At 52.8% G+C, this 16,801-nt stretch carries 10 protein-coding genes; 9 read left to right on the top strand and 1 reads right to left on the bottom strand.

All coding sequences use genetic code 11. The annotated features are described in order from the left end of the window. Window positions 1-54: 54 nt before the first annotated feature. A complete protein-coding gene (locus DM872_RS04260; protein ID WP_179058290.1) occupies window positions 55-969 on the bottom strand; it encodes a LysR family transcriptional regulator in 915 nt (304 codons plus the stop codon). 107 nt (window positions 970-1,076) lie between these two features. Between DM872_RS04260 and DM872_RS04255 the strand changes: the two genes are divergently transcribed. The 9 genes from DM872_RS04255 to DM872_RS04215 all read left to right on the top strand — a co-directional run bounded on the left by DM872_RS04255 (window position 1,077) and on the right by DM872_RS04215 (window position 16,694). After that, window positions 1,077-2,819: an amidohydrolase gene (locus tag DM872_RS04255; RefSeq protein ID WP_179058289.1), complete on the top strand. Its 1,743-nt coding sequence runs from the start codon at window positions 1,077-1,079 to the stop codon at window positions 2,817-2,819. Between the two features lie 104 nt (window positions 2,820-2,923). Next, window positions 2,924-3,643, top strand: a complete 720-nt coding sequence (locus DM872_RS04250; protein WP_179058288.1) for a TorF family putative porin — start codon at window positions 2,924-2,926, stop codon at window positions 3,641-3,643. Window positions 3,644-3,711: 68 nt separating this feature from the next. After that, window positions 3,712-6,066: a site-specific integrase gene (locus tag DM872_RS04245; protein WP_179058287.1), complete on the top strand. Its 2,355-nt coding sequence runs from the start codon at window positions 3,712-3,714 to the stop codon at window positions 6,064-6,066. After that, entirely contained in the window at window positions 6,063-8,165 is a 2,103-nt protein-coding gene (locus tag DM872_RS04240; RefSeq protein ID WP_179058286.1) for a tyrosine-type recombinase/integrase, read from the top strand. Before DM872_RS04245 ends, DM872_RS04240 begins: the two co-directional genes overlap by 4 nt. Next, window positions 8,158-9,096, top strand: coding sequence for a hypothetical protein (locus tag DM872_RS04235; RefSeq protein WP_179058285.1), 939 nt, complete (start codon window positions 8,158-8,160; stop codon window positions 9,094-9,096). Before DM872_RS04240 ends, DM872_RS04235 begins: the two co-directional genes overlap by 8 nt. A 412-nt stretch (window positions 9,097-9,508) precedes the next feature. Further along, window positions 9,509-10,789 carry a site-specific integrase gene (locus tag DM872_RS04230; protein WP_179058284.1) on the top strand — a complete coding sequence of 427 codons (1,281 nt, stop codon included), beginning with the start codon at window positions 9,509-9,511 and terminating at the stop codon, window positions 10,787-10,789. Window positions 10,790-11,224: 435 nt separating this feature from the next. Then, complete coding sequence (locus DM872_RS04225) at window positions 11,225-13,585, top strand: AAA family ATPase (RefSeq protein ID WP_179058283.1); 2,361 nt, start codon at window positions 11,225-11,227, stop codon at window positions 13,583-13,585. Then, window positions 13,582-15,537 (top strand): UvrD-helicase domain-containing protein, encoded by a 1,956-nt coding sequence (locus DM872_RS04220; protein ID WP_218649061.1) that lies wholly within the window; start codon window positions 13,582-13,584, stop codon window positions 15,535-15,537. The genes DM872_RS04225 and DM872_RS04220 overlap by 4 nt, the downstream gene beginning before the upstream one ends. A 311-nt stretch (window positions 15,538-15,848) precedes the next feature. Beyond that, entirely contained in the window at window positions 15,849-16,694 is an 846-nt protein-coding gene (locus DM872_RS04215; protein WP_218649059.1) for a TOPRIM nucleotidyl transferase/hydrolase domain-containing protein, read from the top strand. Window positions 16,695-16,801 lie beyond the last annotated feature (107 nt).

Raw genomic sequence — 16,801 nt, 5'->3', positions numbered from 1 at the left:
CAACTTCGCTGCCCTTAGCGATTGAAATCGCCCCCACAATGTGGAGCCACGCAGTCAGGCAATCCCTTTCTCCCACAGGCAGGCCTCCAGCATTTCGATGAATACCCGCACCTTGCGGGTGCGGCGGCGATGTGCCAGGTAGAGCACATGGACCCACGGGCCAAAGGCGTCGGGCTCCAGCTCGTAGTCGGACATCACCCGAACCACTTGTCCGCTGACCAGGTAGGGCGCCGCACTCCATTGCGGCATCACCTGCAAGCCGTGGCCAGCCAGCAGGCAGGTGAGCAGAAAGTCGTAGTTGTCGCTGGCCATTCTTGGCACGGGCTGCGGCAAGCGTATGCGCTCGCCATTGCGCCGCAGCCACCAGAAGTGCCGGTTGAGCAACGGATGCTGGAAGATCAGCCAGTCGTGCTGCAGGTAGTTTTCCAGGGTCACCGTCCCGCCTTTACGTTCCAGGTAGTCGGGGCTGGCGCACAGGTAGATACGGTTTTCCGTCAGCGGCCGGGCGATCAGCCCGGGCAGGTCAGTTGGCCCGTCGCGCAGGGCCAGGTCATAGCCGCCATCGATCAGATCGACGAAGGCGTCGTTGAGGTCCACTTCCAGGCGCACCTGCGGGTGCTCGCTCATGAAGCGGCAGCACACCTCGCTCAGGAAGGCCGGACCGAAGGACGGCGGCGCGGTGAGGCGCAAACTGCCGCGCAACTCGTCCTGCAGCTGATCCACTTCTTCACCCGCCAGTTGCAGTTGCATCAGGGCCTGCCGGGCACCTTCCAGGTAGATGTGGCCGGCCTCGGTCAGCGCCATGCGACGGGTGGTGCGTTCGAACAGGCGCACGCCGAGCTCGGCCTCCAGATGCCCCACCGCCTTGGTCAGTGCGGAAGGTGTCTTGCCGATCTGCTCAGCGGCACGACTGAAGCTGCCGTACTCGGCGGTGGCGACGAACATGTTGAGCGCGCTGAGCTTGTCCATTCATCTGTTCCGGATCGGCACAAAAGTTGTGCGAGAACATAGCATTCTGTCGCTTCATCGGCTTGGTTAGGCTCACCGGCAGACCAACAAGAACCGGAAATCACCCGATGAAAACCTTCGCCCCTACCCTCCTGGCCGTCGCGCTGGCTTGTTCCTCGATGGAAAGCTTCGCGGCCGTCGATCTCATCCTGCACAACGCCAAGGTCTACACCGCCGAACCCGGCCAGGCCCTGCAACAGGCCGTGGCCGTGGAAGACGGCAAGGTTCGCGCCGTGGGCAGCGATGCCGAAGTCCTGCGCCTGAAGGAGTCCGGCACCCAGGTGGTCGACCTCGGCGGCAAGGTGCTGATGCCAGGCTTTATCGACTCCCACTCCCACGCCATCTTCGGCGGCCTGGAACTGGACTCGGCCTCCATGGGCGGCCAACTGATCCCCGTGGCGGAACTGGAGCAACGCCTGCGCCAGTGGCGCGACAACGGCAAGGCGCGGCATGGCGATGCGCTCAGCGTCAGCGGCATGCCTTCAGCTGCCTGGGGCCAGGTGGCCGAGATGGAGCAACGCTTCAACCAGGGCGAATGGGTCGACGTGCCCATCTTCTTCCTCGGCTGGGACCACCATACCGGCTGGGCCAACCGCACGATGCTGAAACGCGCCGGCGTCGACGCCGCAATGGTGAAGAGTCTGAAGGGCGAGGCGCAGGCCACCATCGGTCATCACGAAGATGGCCAGCCCAATGGTTTCCTCGCCGATGCCGGGCTCGACCCGGTGATGGCGCAGCTCCCGCCAGCCTCGGCCGAACAACTGCTGAAGGCCGCCCGCTCGGCACTACGCTACAACCTCAGCCTGGGCATCACCGCGTGGATGGACCCGGCCGCCAACGCGGCACCGGGCGAGCCGCTGTTCGACTTCAAACCCACCGCCCAGACCTTGGGTGTGTTGCCGGCTTACAAGGCACTGGCCGAAAAGGGCGAGCTGACCGCCCATGTCGCCGCGCTGCTGGTGGCCAACCCGAAGAGCCGTCCCGCCGACCTCGACACCCTGGACAAGGTGCGCCAGCAGTTCCAGGACGTGCCCAACCTCACCCTGCCCGGCATCAAGGTCTTCGCCGATGGGGTAGCCGAAGTTCCAGCACAGACTGCGGCGATGCTCGATCCCTACAAGAATTCGAACAAGCGTGGCGAGCTGCTGATCGACCCCGCGCACTTCGGCGAACTTGTCAGCGCGGCCGACGCCCGTGGCTGGCTGGTGCATGTCCATGCCATCGGCGACCGCGCGGTGCGCGAATCCCTGAACGGTATCGAGCAGGCGCGCAAGGACCGTCAGAGCGGCATCGCTCATTCGGTCACCCATCTGCAGATGGTCAACCCGAAGGAATTCGCCCGCTTCAAGCCGCTCGGCGTGATCGCTTCCATGCAGCTCTACTGGGCCAGCGCCGATGAGGTCAGCATCGACCTGGTGCAGCCCTACATCAGCGCCATGGCCTTCCAGTACCAGTACCCGGCCCGCTCGCTACTGAAGAATGGAGCGACCATTTCCGGCGCCAGCGACTGGCCGGTGACCACGCCCGAACCCTGGAAGGCGATCTACCAGGCCGTCAGCCGCAAGGGTCCGAAAGGCGTGTTGAACGCCGCCGAGGAAATCGACCGGGAAACCATGTTCCAGGCCTACACCCTCAATTCCGCCCGCACCATTGGACTCGACAAGCAGATCGGTTCGCTCGCACCCGGCAAGCAGGCCGACCTGATCCTCCTCGACCGCGACGTGTTCCAGGTCGAGCCCGAAGCCCTGCGCGACACCCAGGTGCTGAAAACCTGGTTCGCCGGCCGCGAAGTCTTCAACGCTGCGCTCTAAACACAAGAAAGACCCTGCTTCGCACGCATCCCCCGCCACTTGGCGGGGGCTGGCGAAGCCTTGCCTGCATCTGCCCGAACAATCACAACAACGGGAAACCCTCGATGAAACGCTTCACCCTCCTCGCGCTCACCCTGGCTCCACTCGCCTGCCAGGCCATTGAACTGAACGACGATTTTTCCTTGCAGGTCGACCTGGCGCTGGCCAGCGACTACCGCACCCGCGGCATCTCCCAGACCCAGAACGACCCGGCGGCCCAGGCCAGCGCCACCCTGCTCCATCGCAGCGGCCTGTACGCCGGGGTGTGGACCTCGAACGTCGACTTCGGCTTCGGTCTCAAGACGCGCCAGGAAGTGGATTACTTCGCCGGCTGGTACTGGCAGGCCACCGATGAGGTGAACCTGGACCTCGGCTACATCAAGTACAGCTACCCGAAAGAAGGCCAGTTCAACCAGAGCGAGGTGTACGCGATCCTCGGCGCCTATGGTTTCAAGCTCGCCGCCCAGTACTCCAATGACGCGAAGAACCTGATCGGCGAGAAGCAGGACACGCTCTACAGCTACATCAGCTACGAGAACACCCTGCCCCTGGATGTGGGCCTGAAGCTGCGTTACGGGCGCAACGACTTCAAGGACCCGCTGTTCTGGTCCGCCCGCGGCGAAAGCTCTGACGCCTACCACGAGTGGGAAGCCAAGCTGACCCGCGATTTCGTTGGGGTTACCTGGGGCATCGCCTACATCGACACCGATCTCTCCGAGTCCGAATGCGCGAGCTACTACGGTTTCACCGATGTGTGCAGCTCGACCTGTTATCGTCGAACATAAATGTATGGCCAGACTGTCTAGTAATGCTTGATATTGCTGGCTAAAGACCCAATCCCATTGGAGGTCAGATGCCACGCAAGCCCTTCTCCAAGTCTGCCCTTGAGTCGAGTGAACGACCGCCCCTCCAGCGCAAGCTGCCAGAAAACACCCCCCAAGCAATTCAAAAAAGAAGCATTGCACGGGGACAAGCTGATGTTTCAGCTCAAGGGTTGATTGTCCAAAACAAGACCAGAGGCACAAAGGACTTCGTCCGTGACTTCACCGATCTTGTCACCGAATATCCGCACCATAAATTAATTGTTCAGCAATTACTTATAGGTGCGCAGCTCCATGCCGCAAAGAGATTGATCACCTATCAATCCCATCAAGACATCTATTACTCAATCCAAGAGTTTGTGCTGTTCCTAAATAGCGCTGAGCCGATCAACAAATCAGTCAATGGTGTTGCTGATGTCGATGGGCAGGTGTGCCTAAATTTTAGGTCATTTCTAATTCGTTCGTATCCGGGCCGCACCGTAAATAGAAAAAGATACGGCGCAATAAAAAACATCTTCCTCTCGTTGAAAAACAAATATAAAGGGCAGGACTGGGTCGGCAAAGAGTTTCAATGGCCGACTGGACCGGCGTCAAACGAGCAAGTAACAGAGGGATATAGCAGAGAGATTCACAATAAACTTATAGAAGGGTGCCTGATTGATATTAAGTTCATTATGAAATGGATGGAGAGTTACGACCATGTAGTAAAAGACGCAAAGACAATGCTGGAATATGATCTTTCATTGGAAAACTTGATGTTTGATCTAACCATAAAGGAACAGACTAAAAGATCTAACGGTTCGATCAAGGCGACGCACATAAAGGGATTTGAGTGGGTTATACGCCACACTGGCGATGTTAAAGAATACATACGGGAAAATGGAATAAGTATAGAGCAGTTTCTCGCAATTTACCGAACACGCGCCCATGAACTGGCAGTAAAAGGACGCCCTGTCGTTGGTACCGAGGTCAGTGAACGTGGATTAGTGTATGGCTGTGATCGAGAAGAGTCTGGTCTAATTGCCACTGCTAATGTAGGAAGGCTCTATCCTGATTGGCCTATGCAATTTACCTTCGAGGCAGCTGGACATTTATTTTCCTCTGAGTGGAATAAAAACGCCGCTCACGGAACGAACAAAAAATACTCGACACTGGAAAGAAGATTACGGTTGGCCTTGATGTATATGAGGGTTGGGCCAGAGCATCTACCCTATGAAATGGGTCAAATGGCATACATCAGCCGAGTGGCTTTCACAATGGGAACCTTATTCCCATTCTTTCTCTTTGTGATGTTGCAGACGGGCTGGAATTTTGAGGTTATTGTGTCGATAAGCGATAACCTAGAAGATCACATTGAGGACGACCTTCTGGATGATGACTATGCGATTATTTATGGATTCAAAGGTCGGTCCGACAAAAGCCAAATGCACAGATCAAACAAGCGCGATAAATTTGGGGCTTATCAAATCTTGCATTTTGTTGCCAAGAAAGTCAGAGAACATTCTTCGTCGCCTCATTATCTACCGGGCACCTTATTTCAGTGTGTCATCTCGAAAAATCTGTGGAATATGTTTGGTCGGTTATGCACGCCGGTGACCACTACGAATTTTTGGCCCGCTTCAACGGAGTTTCTCCGCCGCCACGGCATAAAACTGGATACGGATACCAAGTCACCCAAAATTGAAACAAAACGTCTACGAACCACCTATGAAACTCGACGGAGAGAACAAGGTTTAGATATTGACGAAGTTTCGACAATGATGGGGCATTCGGATATCGACACCACAGTAAACAATTATGATAGTGACTGGGGGTCGACTGAAATATTAAATGGTCGCCTAAGAAAGATTCAAAGCAAGCATGAAGAGGATTTTAGAAGTTACTCAGCAAATCTTCTTACAGATGTGTCTTTAGCCAAACTGCGTGAAGCCACGCTACGCTGCGGCAGCAAAGAAGAACTACGCTCAGTTGTTGCCCCATTAGTCGCCAAGCTAAATTCCTCTGAAGATTCAGTAATACAGTTGCTTTCTCCGGAAGGTCAGACATTCATTGCAAGTTGTCTAAATTCAAAGCAACCAGACTGGCCAGGCGCTGAAAATTTTCTTAGCACAGATACGTCCTGCAACTACTTCAATCGTTGTCCGTTATGCTCACAGTGTGTGATCTTCAAAGAAGCATTACCTTTTATTGCAAGACGAGTTTCCGATCTTGACGGTCTGAGGGAGCGGCTAAATCCCTTAGAATGGGAGAAAAGCTATCGAGCTGAGTATTTAGGGTGGAATGGGGTTCTAGAGGGATGGGGGAACCCGATTGAGCTTGCTGAGGCAATAGATCAATCGAAACATAACGGTTATGCACTGCCATTGACAATGATAGGACCCTCATGACAACTCCAACACGCGACCAATTGAAAGCCGCTTTAGAAGAAATAAGGAGCGAACTGGGTTATCACGAGGAAGAGTCAGAGCCTATTACTGATGAAGAAGATGATGAGACTCTGAGTGACGACTCTTCGTTTGGGATAATTTGCAACAATTCAAATACACTCAATCTTTCCAAAATAGACAAGAACGAGTGGAGCTATATAAGGGTAAGTCCAAGAAGTTCTTTCGGCGATCCGGTTTGGGATTTTAGGGATTACCCCTCCCCCTATGGCCTCTCCGTTCGCATCAATCTTGATTATGTCAACATGTATGGTGTGAATGTCTGTGCGGCAGGACACGAACACTGGGCGTATATTGCTAGGGCGCTGCTATTTTACCGTGTACCGCATTTCGCAATTCATGGTCGTCTTAATGCCTATTCCTCTCTAGAGGGAGTTAAAATTAAAATATTAAGACTTGTCGGTTTATTTCATGCCGAGGGCCTATATTTAGGCTCTGAAAATTCACCAGATTTTAGGACGGTGAGCGATTTGGCGAAGTCGAGCGTGCATTACTATATAGAGTCGCTACCCACCACCGGGATTAAGTGGGAGTTCTGTTACATAATGTCCTTCTGGCAGGACCTGTCATCGCTGGGAATGCTTCCGCCCGAGTACTCGCTATACGATTCATACGTAACAAAAGAGCTTGTCGCCAAATATAGAAGAGAATACGACGAATCCTCTCGACCTTTCGAACCAATTCCGCTCGATGATTATGCAGGAATATTTAAATACTGTGTTGGTTTTGTTGAAAACTACAGTGACGATGTCCTGTGGCTGTACAAAAATTTTGCACCAACGATAGCTGGTGCTTTTGAGAATCCCGAAAAGCTTGCCATGTTAAGTTTTGGTGTTTCGACAGCGTCCGCTGAGGGTATCGAAAGATTTATGGCTTATAAGCCTAAGTTGCTAGATAACGGTACTCCCTGGTGGGGAATAGAAATCATGAAAAGAAAGTATGAGGATAATGAGGGGCAGTTTTTAAATCACGCAACTGTGATTAGCATCGTTGTAGCTCTGATAGATGCGTGCATCGTGCTTCTTCTTTGTCTTACTGGCATGCGCCGATCAGAGGTCGTTGGACTTAAGGTGGATTGTCTTTCGTTTAAGGCTGATGGCTACTGGCTTACTTATACTGTTTTCAAAACATCTATCTCTTCACAGGGCGATATAAAAACAATACCCATCCCCAAAATTGCTGCGGATGCAATTGATGTTATTGTCGAATTGGGGCGCGATGCTCGTGCTTACGGAAAGCACGACTATCTGTTTGCCAAGATACCAATGTCCAGTTTTGGAAACGTTCCACATAGCTCCGGGGTTGAGCGAGCTTGCAATCGAGTGGCAGGTACCCTAGGGATTGATTATAAAGTACACCCACATCGTTATCGGAAGTCACTAGCCCTTTATATAATTCATCAAGATTCGCGAAATCTAGAAATTATTAAGCGCCTTTTTTCTCACCGAAGCTTAAAAATGACGCTAAGGTATATCCTTTCTTTACCGGGCGTGAACGACGAAGTCAAAGCTACGTTGATTGAGGAGAATACGGAAATTCTCGTCGAGGTTTTGCAAGGCGTAATTTCTGGACAAATTGGGGGTATTGGCGGAAAAAGATTGGCCAAGACTGCTAACTCTTCTCCAATACTCAGGGCTAAATTGCAAAACGCGGGGAAAGAGAGCTTAAGTCAGTATGTCGCATCTTTGCTTGATGAAGGCGTGAAGCTTCTGCATAGAACGAATCTTGCAATCTGTTTGCGAACGCCAGGCCTTACCAGCGAGTCACCTTGTGATGCCAAGAATGATAGCCCTGGGTCGAGACTTCATCCAAATTTGTTTGCTTGTGACCCGTATAATTGTAGACATGCTGCATTTGTCGAGGCCAATGTTCCATCCTTAAAGAATGAGATAATTTTCCACGACAACATGATTAAGCACAGGTACTGTGGAGCGACTCAGAAAGAGTATTCTCAGAGGCGTATCGCTGAAGCTTTTAAGCGACTTCACGAGGTTGTAGGGGATGAAGCACATAATTTCCTAAAACAGGTAGCGAATGGCTAATCAAGATCTCCTAAATCGGGTGTATGCGACTATTTCAGCGCTCCACAAAGGCGGCCGAAAAAAGTTGTCAGTGATGGAGGTTGCTAAATTATCCGGTGTCGCTCGCGCAACAATCAATCAAAAGCACGATCCTGACTGGGTAAAGGTCAGAGAAGCCATCAAAGGGACATTTCATTCGGGGAGTGATGCAGAGGACTCAAGTGCTGTTCTCGAACAACCACTCAAAAGCACTCAAGAAATACATCAACGACTGAAAGAGTTCGAGGAGCAGCTGGCCCTACTAAGGGAGCGCGCTAACACCACATATAATCAGTTGATTGACCGATTACAATATTACTTTGCGTTGACTAGTGAAAAACCTGCTAAGCAGATGGAGAAGGCTAAGCTCCTTCAAGAGCTAACTCATCAGAAGAACCAGAATGCGATTCTGCGCGCAGATCTCAAGGCGGCTCTTGCTGAATCGTTAACTCCTGCTGTATCAGGAATTATTACTTCAAAAAGTATATTGGAAGTACCTAATACACTATCAGAACCTGAGGCAATTCTGGATTTTCTGGAGAAACTGGATTCGCTATCTAATCGATCTTCACTTGTTACCACAGTCTACATATTGTGCGGTCTACCAATGTGCGGCAAATCATCTTGGATTGAAAATCACAAGCCACCTACCCCAGGCGTATCCTTATATGTGAGCGGAGCAAGTGAAACAGCTTCAATTCGGAATTTGTTAGCTTCTAGGGTTAGGAAAGCATTTAACGTACCTGTGCACTGTGTTCGATTTCGCATAGGGCTTGATGCCTGTATATCTAGAGCCGAAAAGCAGTTCAATGGTGCGGCTCTTGAATTGAATATTTCACTTATCAAAAGTGTGGCTGCACGCTTCGAAGAAATACAATTCATCGAAAATTTTGACTCAATCATTTTGGCTTGAAATCAATGAATGGCCTGAAGCGTTTCCAATCGTTTATTGAAGAGCGTCGCCGCTTGGGAGACTGGGCGGTTTTCGTTTCAGCAGATATGACTAAGCTTTCAAGGGTAAAGCTGGTTGCGGCATGTAGGATTAAGCGAAGCTTAATTTATCAAAACTCTCAGGTAGTAGCTCTGCTTCGCGACCTGGAATCCGAATTAAGAGAACATGGGGTGCTACACGTTCGCAGTGCGGATACCAATTGTGCTCCGCGGAATGGTTTAACTCATGACGCGGAATTAGAGCAGCGGCTAAGTGACTTGTCTGCTTCGCTTTTTCAGTTCAATCAGTATTTAAATGAAGTTTCCAAATCACTTCTGATGTACCCCTTATCAAGGCCAAAATAATTGTGTGTATCCTTCATTTTGGAAACGGTTTGGCCAGCCACTCTGGCTATATGCGAGAGCGCGTAGGAATTTTTTTTGATGATAATCACAACATCCTTGAAGCACCGACCATGTGGGCGATGGCTGTCTCGAAGATAGGCTCAAGGAGTGATGAAACGACAAGAAACTATGCGAATATCCTGAGAAGGTTTTTGCAGTGGTTAGACGATAGCCAAATCGAAGGTTCTGAAGTTGTATTTGGCGCGCAGAATTGGCAGTTGGTGGATGAGGATGTTTTTGATGCCTTCCTTGTTCACATAGCATCTCCAACGGATGCGCTTCCTGATGGTCCGTCTCACGAAACCATGTATCACATTGCAGCAAGGGTCTGGAGCTTCTATCAGTGGGCCGAAAGGCAGGGCTATAAACATTATTTGGATATCAGTAGGTCAGATATCCGATACATGCTGAAGGACCAGAAATTCCTGTCCCATATCGATCCAGGGGTTAAAGTTACCACCCTGGGATTCAATCTACCCAGCGGTAGACCAGCTTTGCATCAACGAGAAATGCAGAAATTTGTAAGGCAAACTGATTATGAAATAGCTCTCGGCGCCATGGATGATCCTGTCTATCAAATCATCGCAGCGATCATACGAATCACCGGACTTCGACCGATTGATCTTTTTCAATTGCCTTATCGAGGGAAAAATGAAAATTCTGGATTCATTCCTTATGATGAGAGTGAGCACCCAGAAGGGTTAGATAACCGATCTATCTATTATTATTTCAAGTCAAAGGGGAAATGGCGCTCCATAGATTTTCCGGGTAAGCTGTGGAGAGTGATTTGCGAGTATTATCTACCCTTAAGACGGCAGCGAGCTCAACTATATGAGGCTAAACATGGCGTTCCGCCTAGAAACAACGACTTGTTCCTCTCCGCGCGAGGCGATGTTGTCACATATGGGATGCTGGGTTATAACTTTAGCAAGGTAGTTAGTGCAGCACGTAACTCCGATCGCGCCACTTCGTTTAAAGCCTTACGATTCAATGCGCGGATGCTTAGACACACCTGTGCCACATATTTTGTTTATGAGGCGTTGAAGGCTCAGAATAGACTAGGCAGGAGTTTTGTTTACGATGCAGCGCTTGACGAAGATCTCAGAAAAATGCTGGGGCACACTGACGTTAAAACCACTCTTGAATACTATGTTCATTTAGTGAACCGGTATGTGCATGACAATCTCCTGACTGATCTTCACCGCACACGCGTTGATGCTGGCTTGTCCGCGATCTTAGACCGTCATAATTACACTGACACTGTGGAATAGCACAGACACTAGAAAATAATTCCTTCTTGGTGATTAGCTCTGGACCCGCCCGGCGGGAGTATGGTCTGCCTTCATTATATTGAGGGTGGCACTGGCCTGAAGCCGCACTCCAAGCTAGCCGCAATTTCCCTTTGCTAACGCATTCTGCGTCGGGAAGGTGTCTTTGTGATCTGCTGAACACGACGGCTGCTTGCCCAGACGAAATTATGAATTTTCACATAATTGCGCATATTTTAGTTTTTGTGGCGCCAGAATCTGTTTTTCTCCTTCTCTGAGCAATTCCTTGCAACGGATCGGAAGTATTTGCCTTGCAGGCGGAAGCTGGCACTTTCTTCCGGTATGCCCAAGTGACAGTATGCTCAGTTTCTGAAGCACCCGGCTGCTATGCCTTGGTGTCACTTATCGTCAATAACTGGGCGGCCGCATGGAGGCGCCATGACCACAGACCAGATCTCTGCTTCCTCTCGCACCGACATCCCGCCCGTGATCCCAGCGGCGCCCTCCCCCGAAGCAGCTGCAGCTGCAGCTATCGACACCCCGCCGATCCGGCTCGCCTGCCTTGAGGTCTGTAATTTTCGACGCTTGGCCAAGACCCGGCTTGAGCTGGACGAGGTCACTACCATCTTGGTAGGCGCCAACAACAGCGGTAAAACTTCCCTCCTCACAGTGCTCCGAAACTTCTTGAGCGAGTCACCCGGTTTCCGCGCGTTCGACATTAGCCTTTCGCAGTGGGCGAAGTTGCGCGAGGTGTGCCAACGGTGGGAGGCACTTGATGAGGATCCCACGACGGAGTCCAAGGATGCCGAATCATGGGAGGCGGAGTATCAGGAACTCCAGGCATGCATGCCGTTCATTGATCTTTGGTTCGACGCTAAAGAGGGGGCGTACAACCATGTTGCGCCGTTCATCACTTCGCTGAAGTGGTCGGGTGGCGCAGTTGGTGTACGGGTGCGGCTTGAGCCTGTTGCAGACGCCAACGAACTTCGCAATCTGGCTTGGCGCTACCGTGAAGCGCGCGCCCCGGTCCGAGAGCTCCCGAAGGATGGCCATGCCTGGCCGATGGATCTACTTGACTACTGGCTCCGACAATCTGCGGATCTGCGCCGAATAGCTGCTTACCGTCTCGACCCCACAAAGGGTCCCTTAGCCGATAAATCGCGCCGCGACCTGCAGGTGCTGCCACCTGAATCAGAACCGATCGAGTTGCAGCATCTGCGCAAGCTCATTCGTGTGGACTTTGTGCCGGCCCAACGAGGACTCGGTGCAGAGGAAGACGAAATGCGGTCTGAGTCCGCAAGTTCTCGACCGGGTCTGTTCTCAAGCCAACTCATGAAGTTCGCTCGGCAACACTTGAACGTGGCCCCATCCGGCCACGGACACCGAGAAGACTTGGTCAAAGCCGTCGCCAACGCACAAGCAGACCTCGACAAATCTATCTACAAGGCGCTAAAGCCAGCGATGGAGGATGTGGAGATCCTTGGATACCCAGGCCTGCATGACCCTCAACAATTCCATTTTCGTACAAGAATCCAGACCGCAGACCTTCTTGCTCACAGCACTGCCGTCCAGTACCGCCTGGACAAGACTGCTGTTGATGAGTCCTTGCCTGAACACTCTATTGGCCTCGGCTATCAGAATCTGCAGTCGCTGAGCTTCATGCTCGTATCGTTCCGCGCTGCACGCCTCAATCCGCCTCAGGGTAGTCCGGCGGCAGTTCACCTCGTGATGGTTGAAGAACCTGAGGCCCACTTGCACGTTCAGGTTCAACGCAATTTTTCGAAGAGCGCCCACGAGCTCATTCGTCCAAAGGAGCAGGTGCATAGCTATCTCCGCAGTCAGCTGCTGATCAGCACGCACTCGAGCCACTTGGCTCATGGAGACAACTTCACCCGTCTGCGGTACGTGAGGCGGGTAGCCAGCACGGGGCTCGGCATAAAACCCAGCACGCAGGTCGTTAACCTGGGCGATGCGTTCGGTGACGACGCGCTAACCAGGACTTTCGCCGAACGCTACTTTCAGGTGCAACACACCGACCTGCTTTTCGCTGACGCCGCCATCTTCGTGGAAGGAACAGCAGAGCGAATGCTGGTGCCACTTTTCATCGAACGGGATTTCCCCAAGCTTGCCAAGAAGTATGTTTCTTTCCTCGATATCGGAGGTAGCCACGCTCACCGCCTAAAACCCTTAGTGGAGCGATTGGGGATTCCGACGATCGTCATCACCGACTTGGATCCCGTTCTGCCAACCCAAACTGCTAAGGGACGCCTTGTCCGGGAAGCAGCGCACATCGCCGGCCAAGAAAATTTGGAGTGCGGGAATGACACATTGACCTCATGGCATCCGATGCTGGAGGAATTTCAAGCTTTTGGTAAGCCGACGCCTACCCAACTGGTCTGGACATCCAACACGGGCGCTCAAGTCCGCTTCGCGTGGCAGCTTCCGATTGCGGCTGCCAGCGGCCAGTGGCCCAGCTCGTTTGAGGACTCTCTAGTTCTCTCCAACATCGATTGGTTCAAAGCGTTGGACGAGGAGGTGGACCCTATCACCGCTGCGAAAGTTAAACACCGCGGCACCTTGGCAAAGGTAATCGGCCTAGTGCTCGACCACCCTGACCACGCCGAGCTGCTCAGGGAACTCCATGCCATGCTCCGCGGGAGCTTCAGCAAAGGCGATTTTGCGGCAACCCTGTTCGAACGGCTAAATGCTGGCCACGATCTGAAATGCCCCGCATATATCACCGACGCGCTCAACTGGCTGAGCGGGCAACTCAACGTCACTGCAGGAGAGACCCCTTGAGTACCGAACTGCCATCTCTCGGAAACGATCGCGACGCTCATGTCGTCGAGGACATCTGCGGCTACATCACGGCGACCCCGCCTCGGAGTTTCTTTCTCTTCGCTGGCGCAGGATCCGGAAAGACTCGCACGCTAATTGAGGTTCTGCGTCGAGTCACTGGAGTGATAAAGCATGAAGCGGGGGCTCACTATGCCGAACGACTTAGGTCTCGCGGACAGTCGGTGCGTGTTATCACCTACACCAAAAACGCGACCGCTGTCGTCAACGGTCGTCTCGGCGAAAATTACCTGACCGAAGTCTCGACCATCCATTCCTTTTGCTGGGAACTCATCCAGGGCTTCGATGATGACATCCGCGAAGCGTTGCTTGCGTTCAATGTCGAAGATCTTGCGGCTGCCAAAGCCCATGCGATGGGTAAGAAAAAGGGCGAGTCCGACACCGACCGGCGGAAATATGCGGAGATCGAGGCAGAGGCAGAGGAAATACGGAAGACCGATGAATTTAGGTATAGCCCGGACCGAAACACCTTCGGTCCGGGGGCGCTATCGCACACCAACGTTCTGGATGTGACCGCATGGCTAATTGTTAAACGCCCAACACTCCAGCGCATCCTAGAAGACCGTCACCCCCTCATCCTTATTGATGAATCCCAGGACACGATGAAAGGAGTACTTGATGCGCTATTTGAGCTATCCAAAAACCGTCTGGGTCGCATCACACTAGGGCTCCTCGGTGACCATCGGCAGCGAATCTACCCTGACGGTCACCACGACTTACCGTCCCACGTGCCGGAAGATTGGGCGCGCCCTGCATTGCAGATGAATCATCGTAGCCAGCATCGCATCGTTGAACTCATCAACAAGATTTGGGACTCGGATATCGAGGGCCGTACTCAGCCCAAGACTGGTGTCCCCCAGCACTCTAGGACAGAGAAGAACGCCGGAACCGTTCGAATCTTTGTTGGCGATGCTAAGACGGATTTCGCCGAGAAGATCCGGAGGGAAACGGAATGCTCATTGACCATGTCGGCCGTGACTGCCCTATCGGCCTGGCAAGAGCGTGGGCGTGGCTACAAAACCCTCGCCCTTGAGCACAAACTTGCCGCCAAGCGAGGCAACTTTTACGCGGCATACCGCGCGATGGAACTGCTGGACAAGGATGCCGCGGTGCCCAAGAGCAATGGCGAGCGGACGGGACCCACTATGGTGAGGCCACTTCTCGGCCCAATGGTTGAACTTTCCGAATGTCTGCAGCCGGATGGTTCAGTGAACGAGTTCAGCGTGATGGATGTGTTACGTAGGCACGGCGCACTTGCAAAGGTCCCCGACGCTAGCGCCGAGCGTCAGGCCGCGCTGGCCAAAGCTCACGCTGCAGTTATGAGGTTCGCAACCGCAGCCATCACACCCGGAATAACCGTGCGAGAAGTCTTGGAACCGGTCATCGAAGCCAGCCTCTTCGAAGCGGATAGTCGCCTAGTCGAGGCCTATCGTGATTCGTCGCTTCCACCTCCAGAGCCCAAAGTAAGGGGCAAGGAAACGAAAGAGGAACGACGTAAGCGTGGCTGGCACGCACTCTTCGGCACGCCCTGGCAAGAAATTGCTCGTTATCACGCCTATCTTGGGGGTGAAACCGAACTCGCGACGCATCAAGTCGTGAAAGGCTCTGAGTTCAAGCATGTCATGGTCATCATGGATGATGAGGAAGCTGGCGGCACGATGTTCTCCTACGACAAACTCTTCGGCTCAGAGAAATTGAGCCCTACTGATCTTGAGAACGCTGAGGGGGGAAAAGAGACCACTATCGATCGGACCCTCCGGCTACTTTATGTCACCTGCAGCCGAGCCGAGGAAACCCTCGCCCTGGTTCTTTGGGCGAAGAACCCCGCTACGGCGCTCGAGGCAATTAAACAGTCCGAATGGTTTACCGCGAACGAGCTTACCGCTTTGGAGTAGCTACTGCTGGCGCGTTGCGATGACCACGCGATTTTACAAATGTCGGTCTCCACGCACTGGCTTTGGGTCTCCCTCAGCCGCTTGCCTTATTGTGTGACTAGATAACCTGTCTCGAAGAAATCCAAACAGAATACAAAGAGCTTTCGAACCTGCCCGCTGATTCTGATCCAAATGAGAAGCGCCGACGAGGCTATGCGTTCGAGCGCCTGCTCCATAAGCTCTTTACGCTAGACAACCTTGAACCACGTGCTGGATATCGCCCGGCAGTAGAGCAGATCGATGGTTCGATCTATCTCGACGGACGAATCTACTTGCTTGAGGCCAAATGGCATTCTGAACCGCTGCCGGCGTCCACTCTCTATCAATTCAAGGGCAAGGTGGATGGCAAGCTCGCGGGGACAATCGGAATCTTCATCTCCATGTCGGGATACGCGAAGGACGCTGTCGATGCGCTCATGCTCGGCAAAGGACTCAACGTAATTCTGTTCGACCGACGTGATATGGATGCGGCCATCATTCGCGGCAGCGGCTTCAAGAACGTCCTGAAACCGAAGCTTCGGGGGGCGTCAGAGGAAGGCACCATCTACCTTCCGACAGAGGGCGAGGTTGTCACGGCTGAGGAAACTCGCACTATCGAAATTGACCACCTACGTTTCGACCCCATGATGGGACTGGTTCTAGCGACTCAGCCTGCACAACCCACAGCTGCCGATTTGTTGATTGTTTGCGAGGGAGAGGCAGATCGTGTGGTTATAGCCACGTTCGTCGAACGCATACTCGCGACAGCTAGTTCTGGTCGATCAGTGAAGATCATTACGGCGATGGGCAAGCTGACCATTCCATGCGTTGCCAATGCGCTGTGGAACACCTTCCAGTCCGAATCTAAGGTGCTGATCGTCACAGACAGCGATGGCGATCCAGTGGGGACAGCGGCCATGCTCTCGCAAGGACTGGAGTTCAAAGACTGGGTCCCTTCAATTCCGAACCCATCGATCGAAACCTGGATTGATATTGACCGGGACGTCGTCCGACGCAGGGGCGGAAAATACCTAGCCGAGCATTTCCAGTTAGCAGCCTCAAGAGTGGACATCGCATTGCTGCTAGAGCGAGACGAAGAGTTCCGTCGGTTCCATGATGCCGTTCTCGGATGCCAGTAGCTAAATTGGCGGGTGGACAGCAATTAGGCGCGATAAAGCCGGATTACTAGACAGGCTCGACTGAATGTCGTCGGAAGCTGGTCCGCTCCCCGTTTTTGCTAAATGGA

It is taken from the genome of Pseudomonas taiwanensis (assembly GCF_013393345.1).
Classification (GTDB): Bacteria; Pseudomonadota; Gammaproteobacteria; order Pseudomonadales; family Pseudomonadaceae; genus Metapseudomonas; species Metapseudomonas resinovorans_C.
The sequence above is the reverse complement of the archived record's forward strand: the minus strand, read 5'-3'. Positions and strand labels throughout refer to the sequence as shown.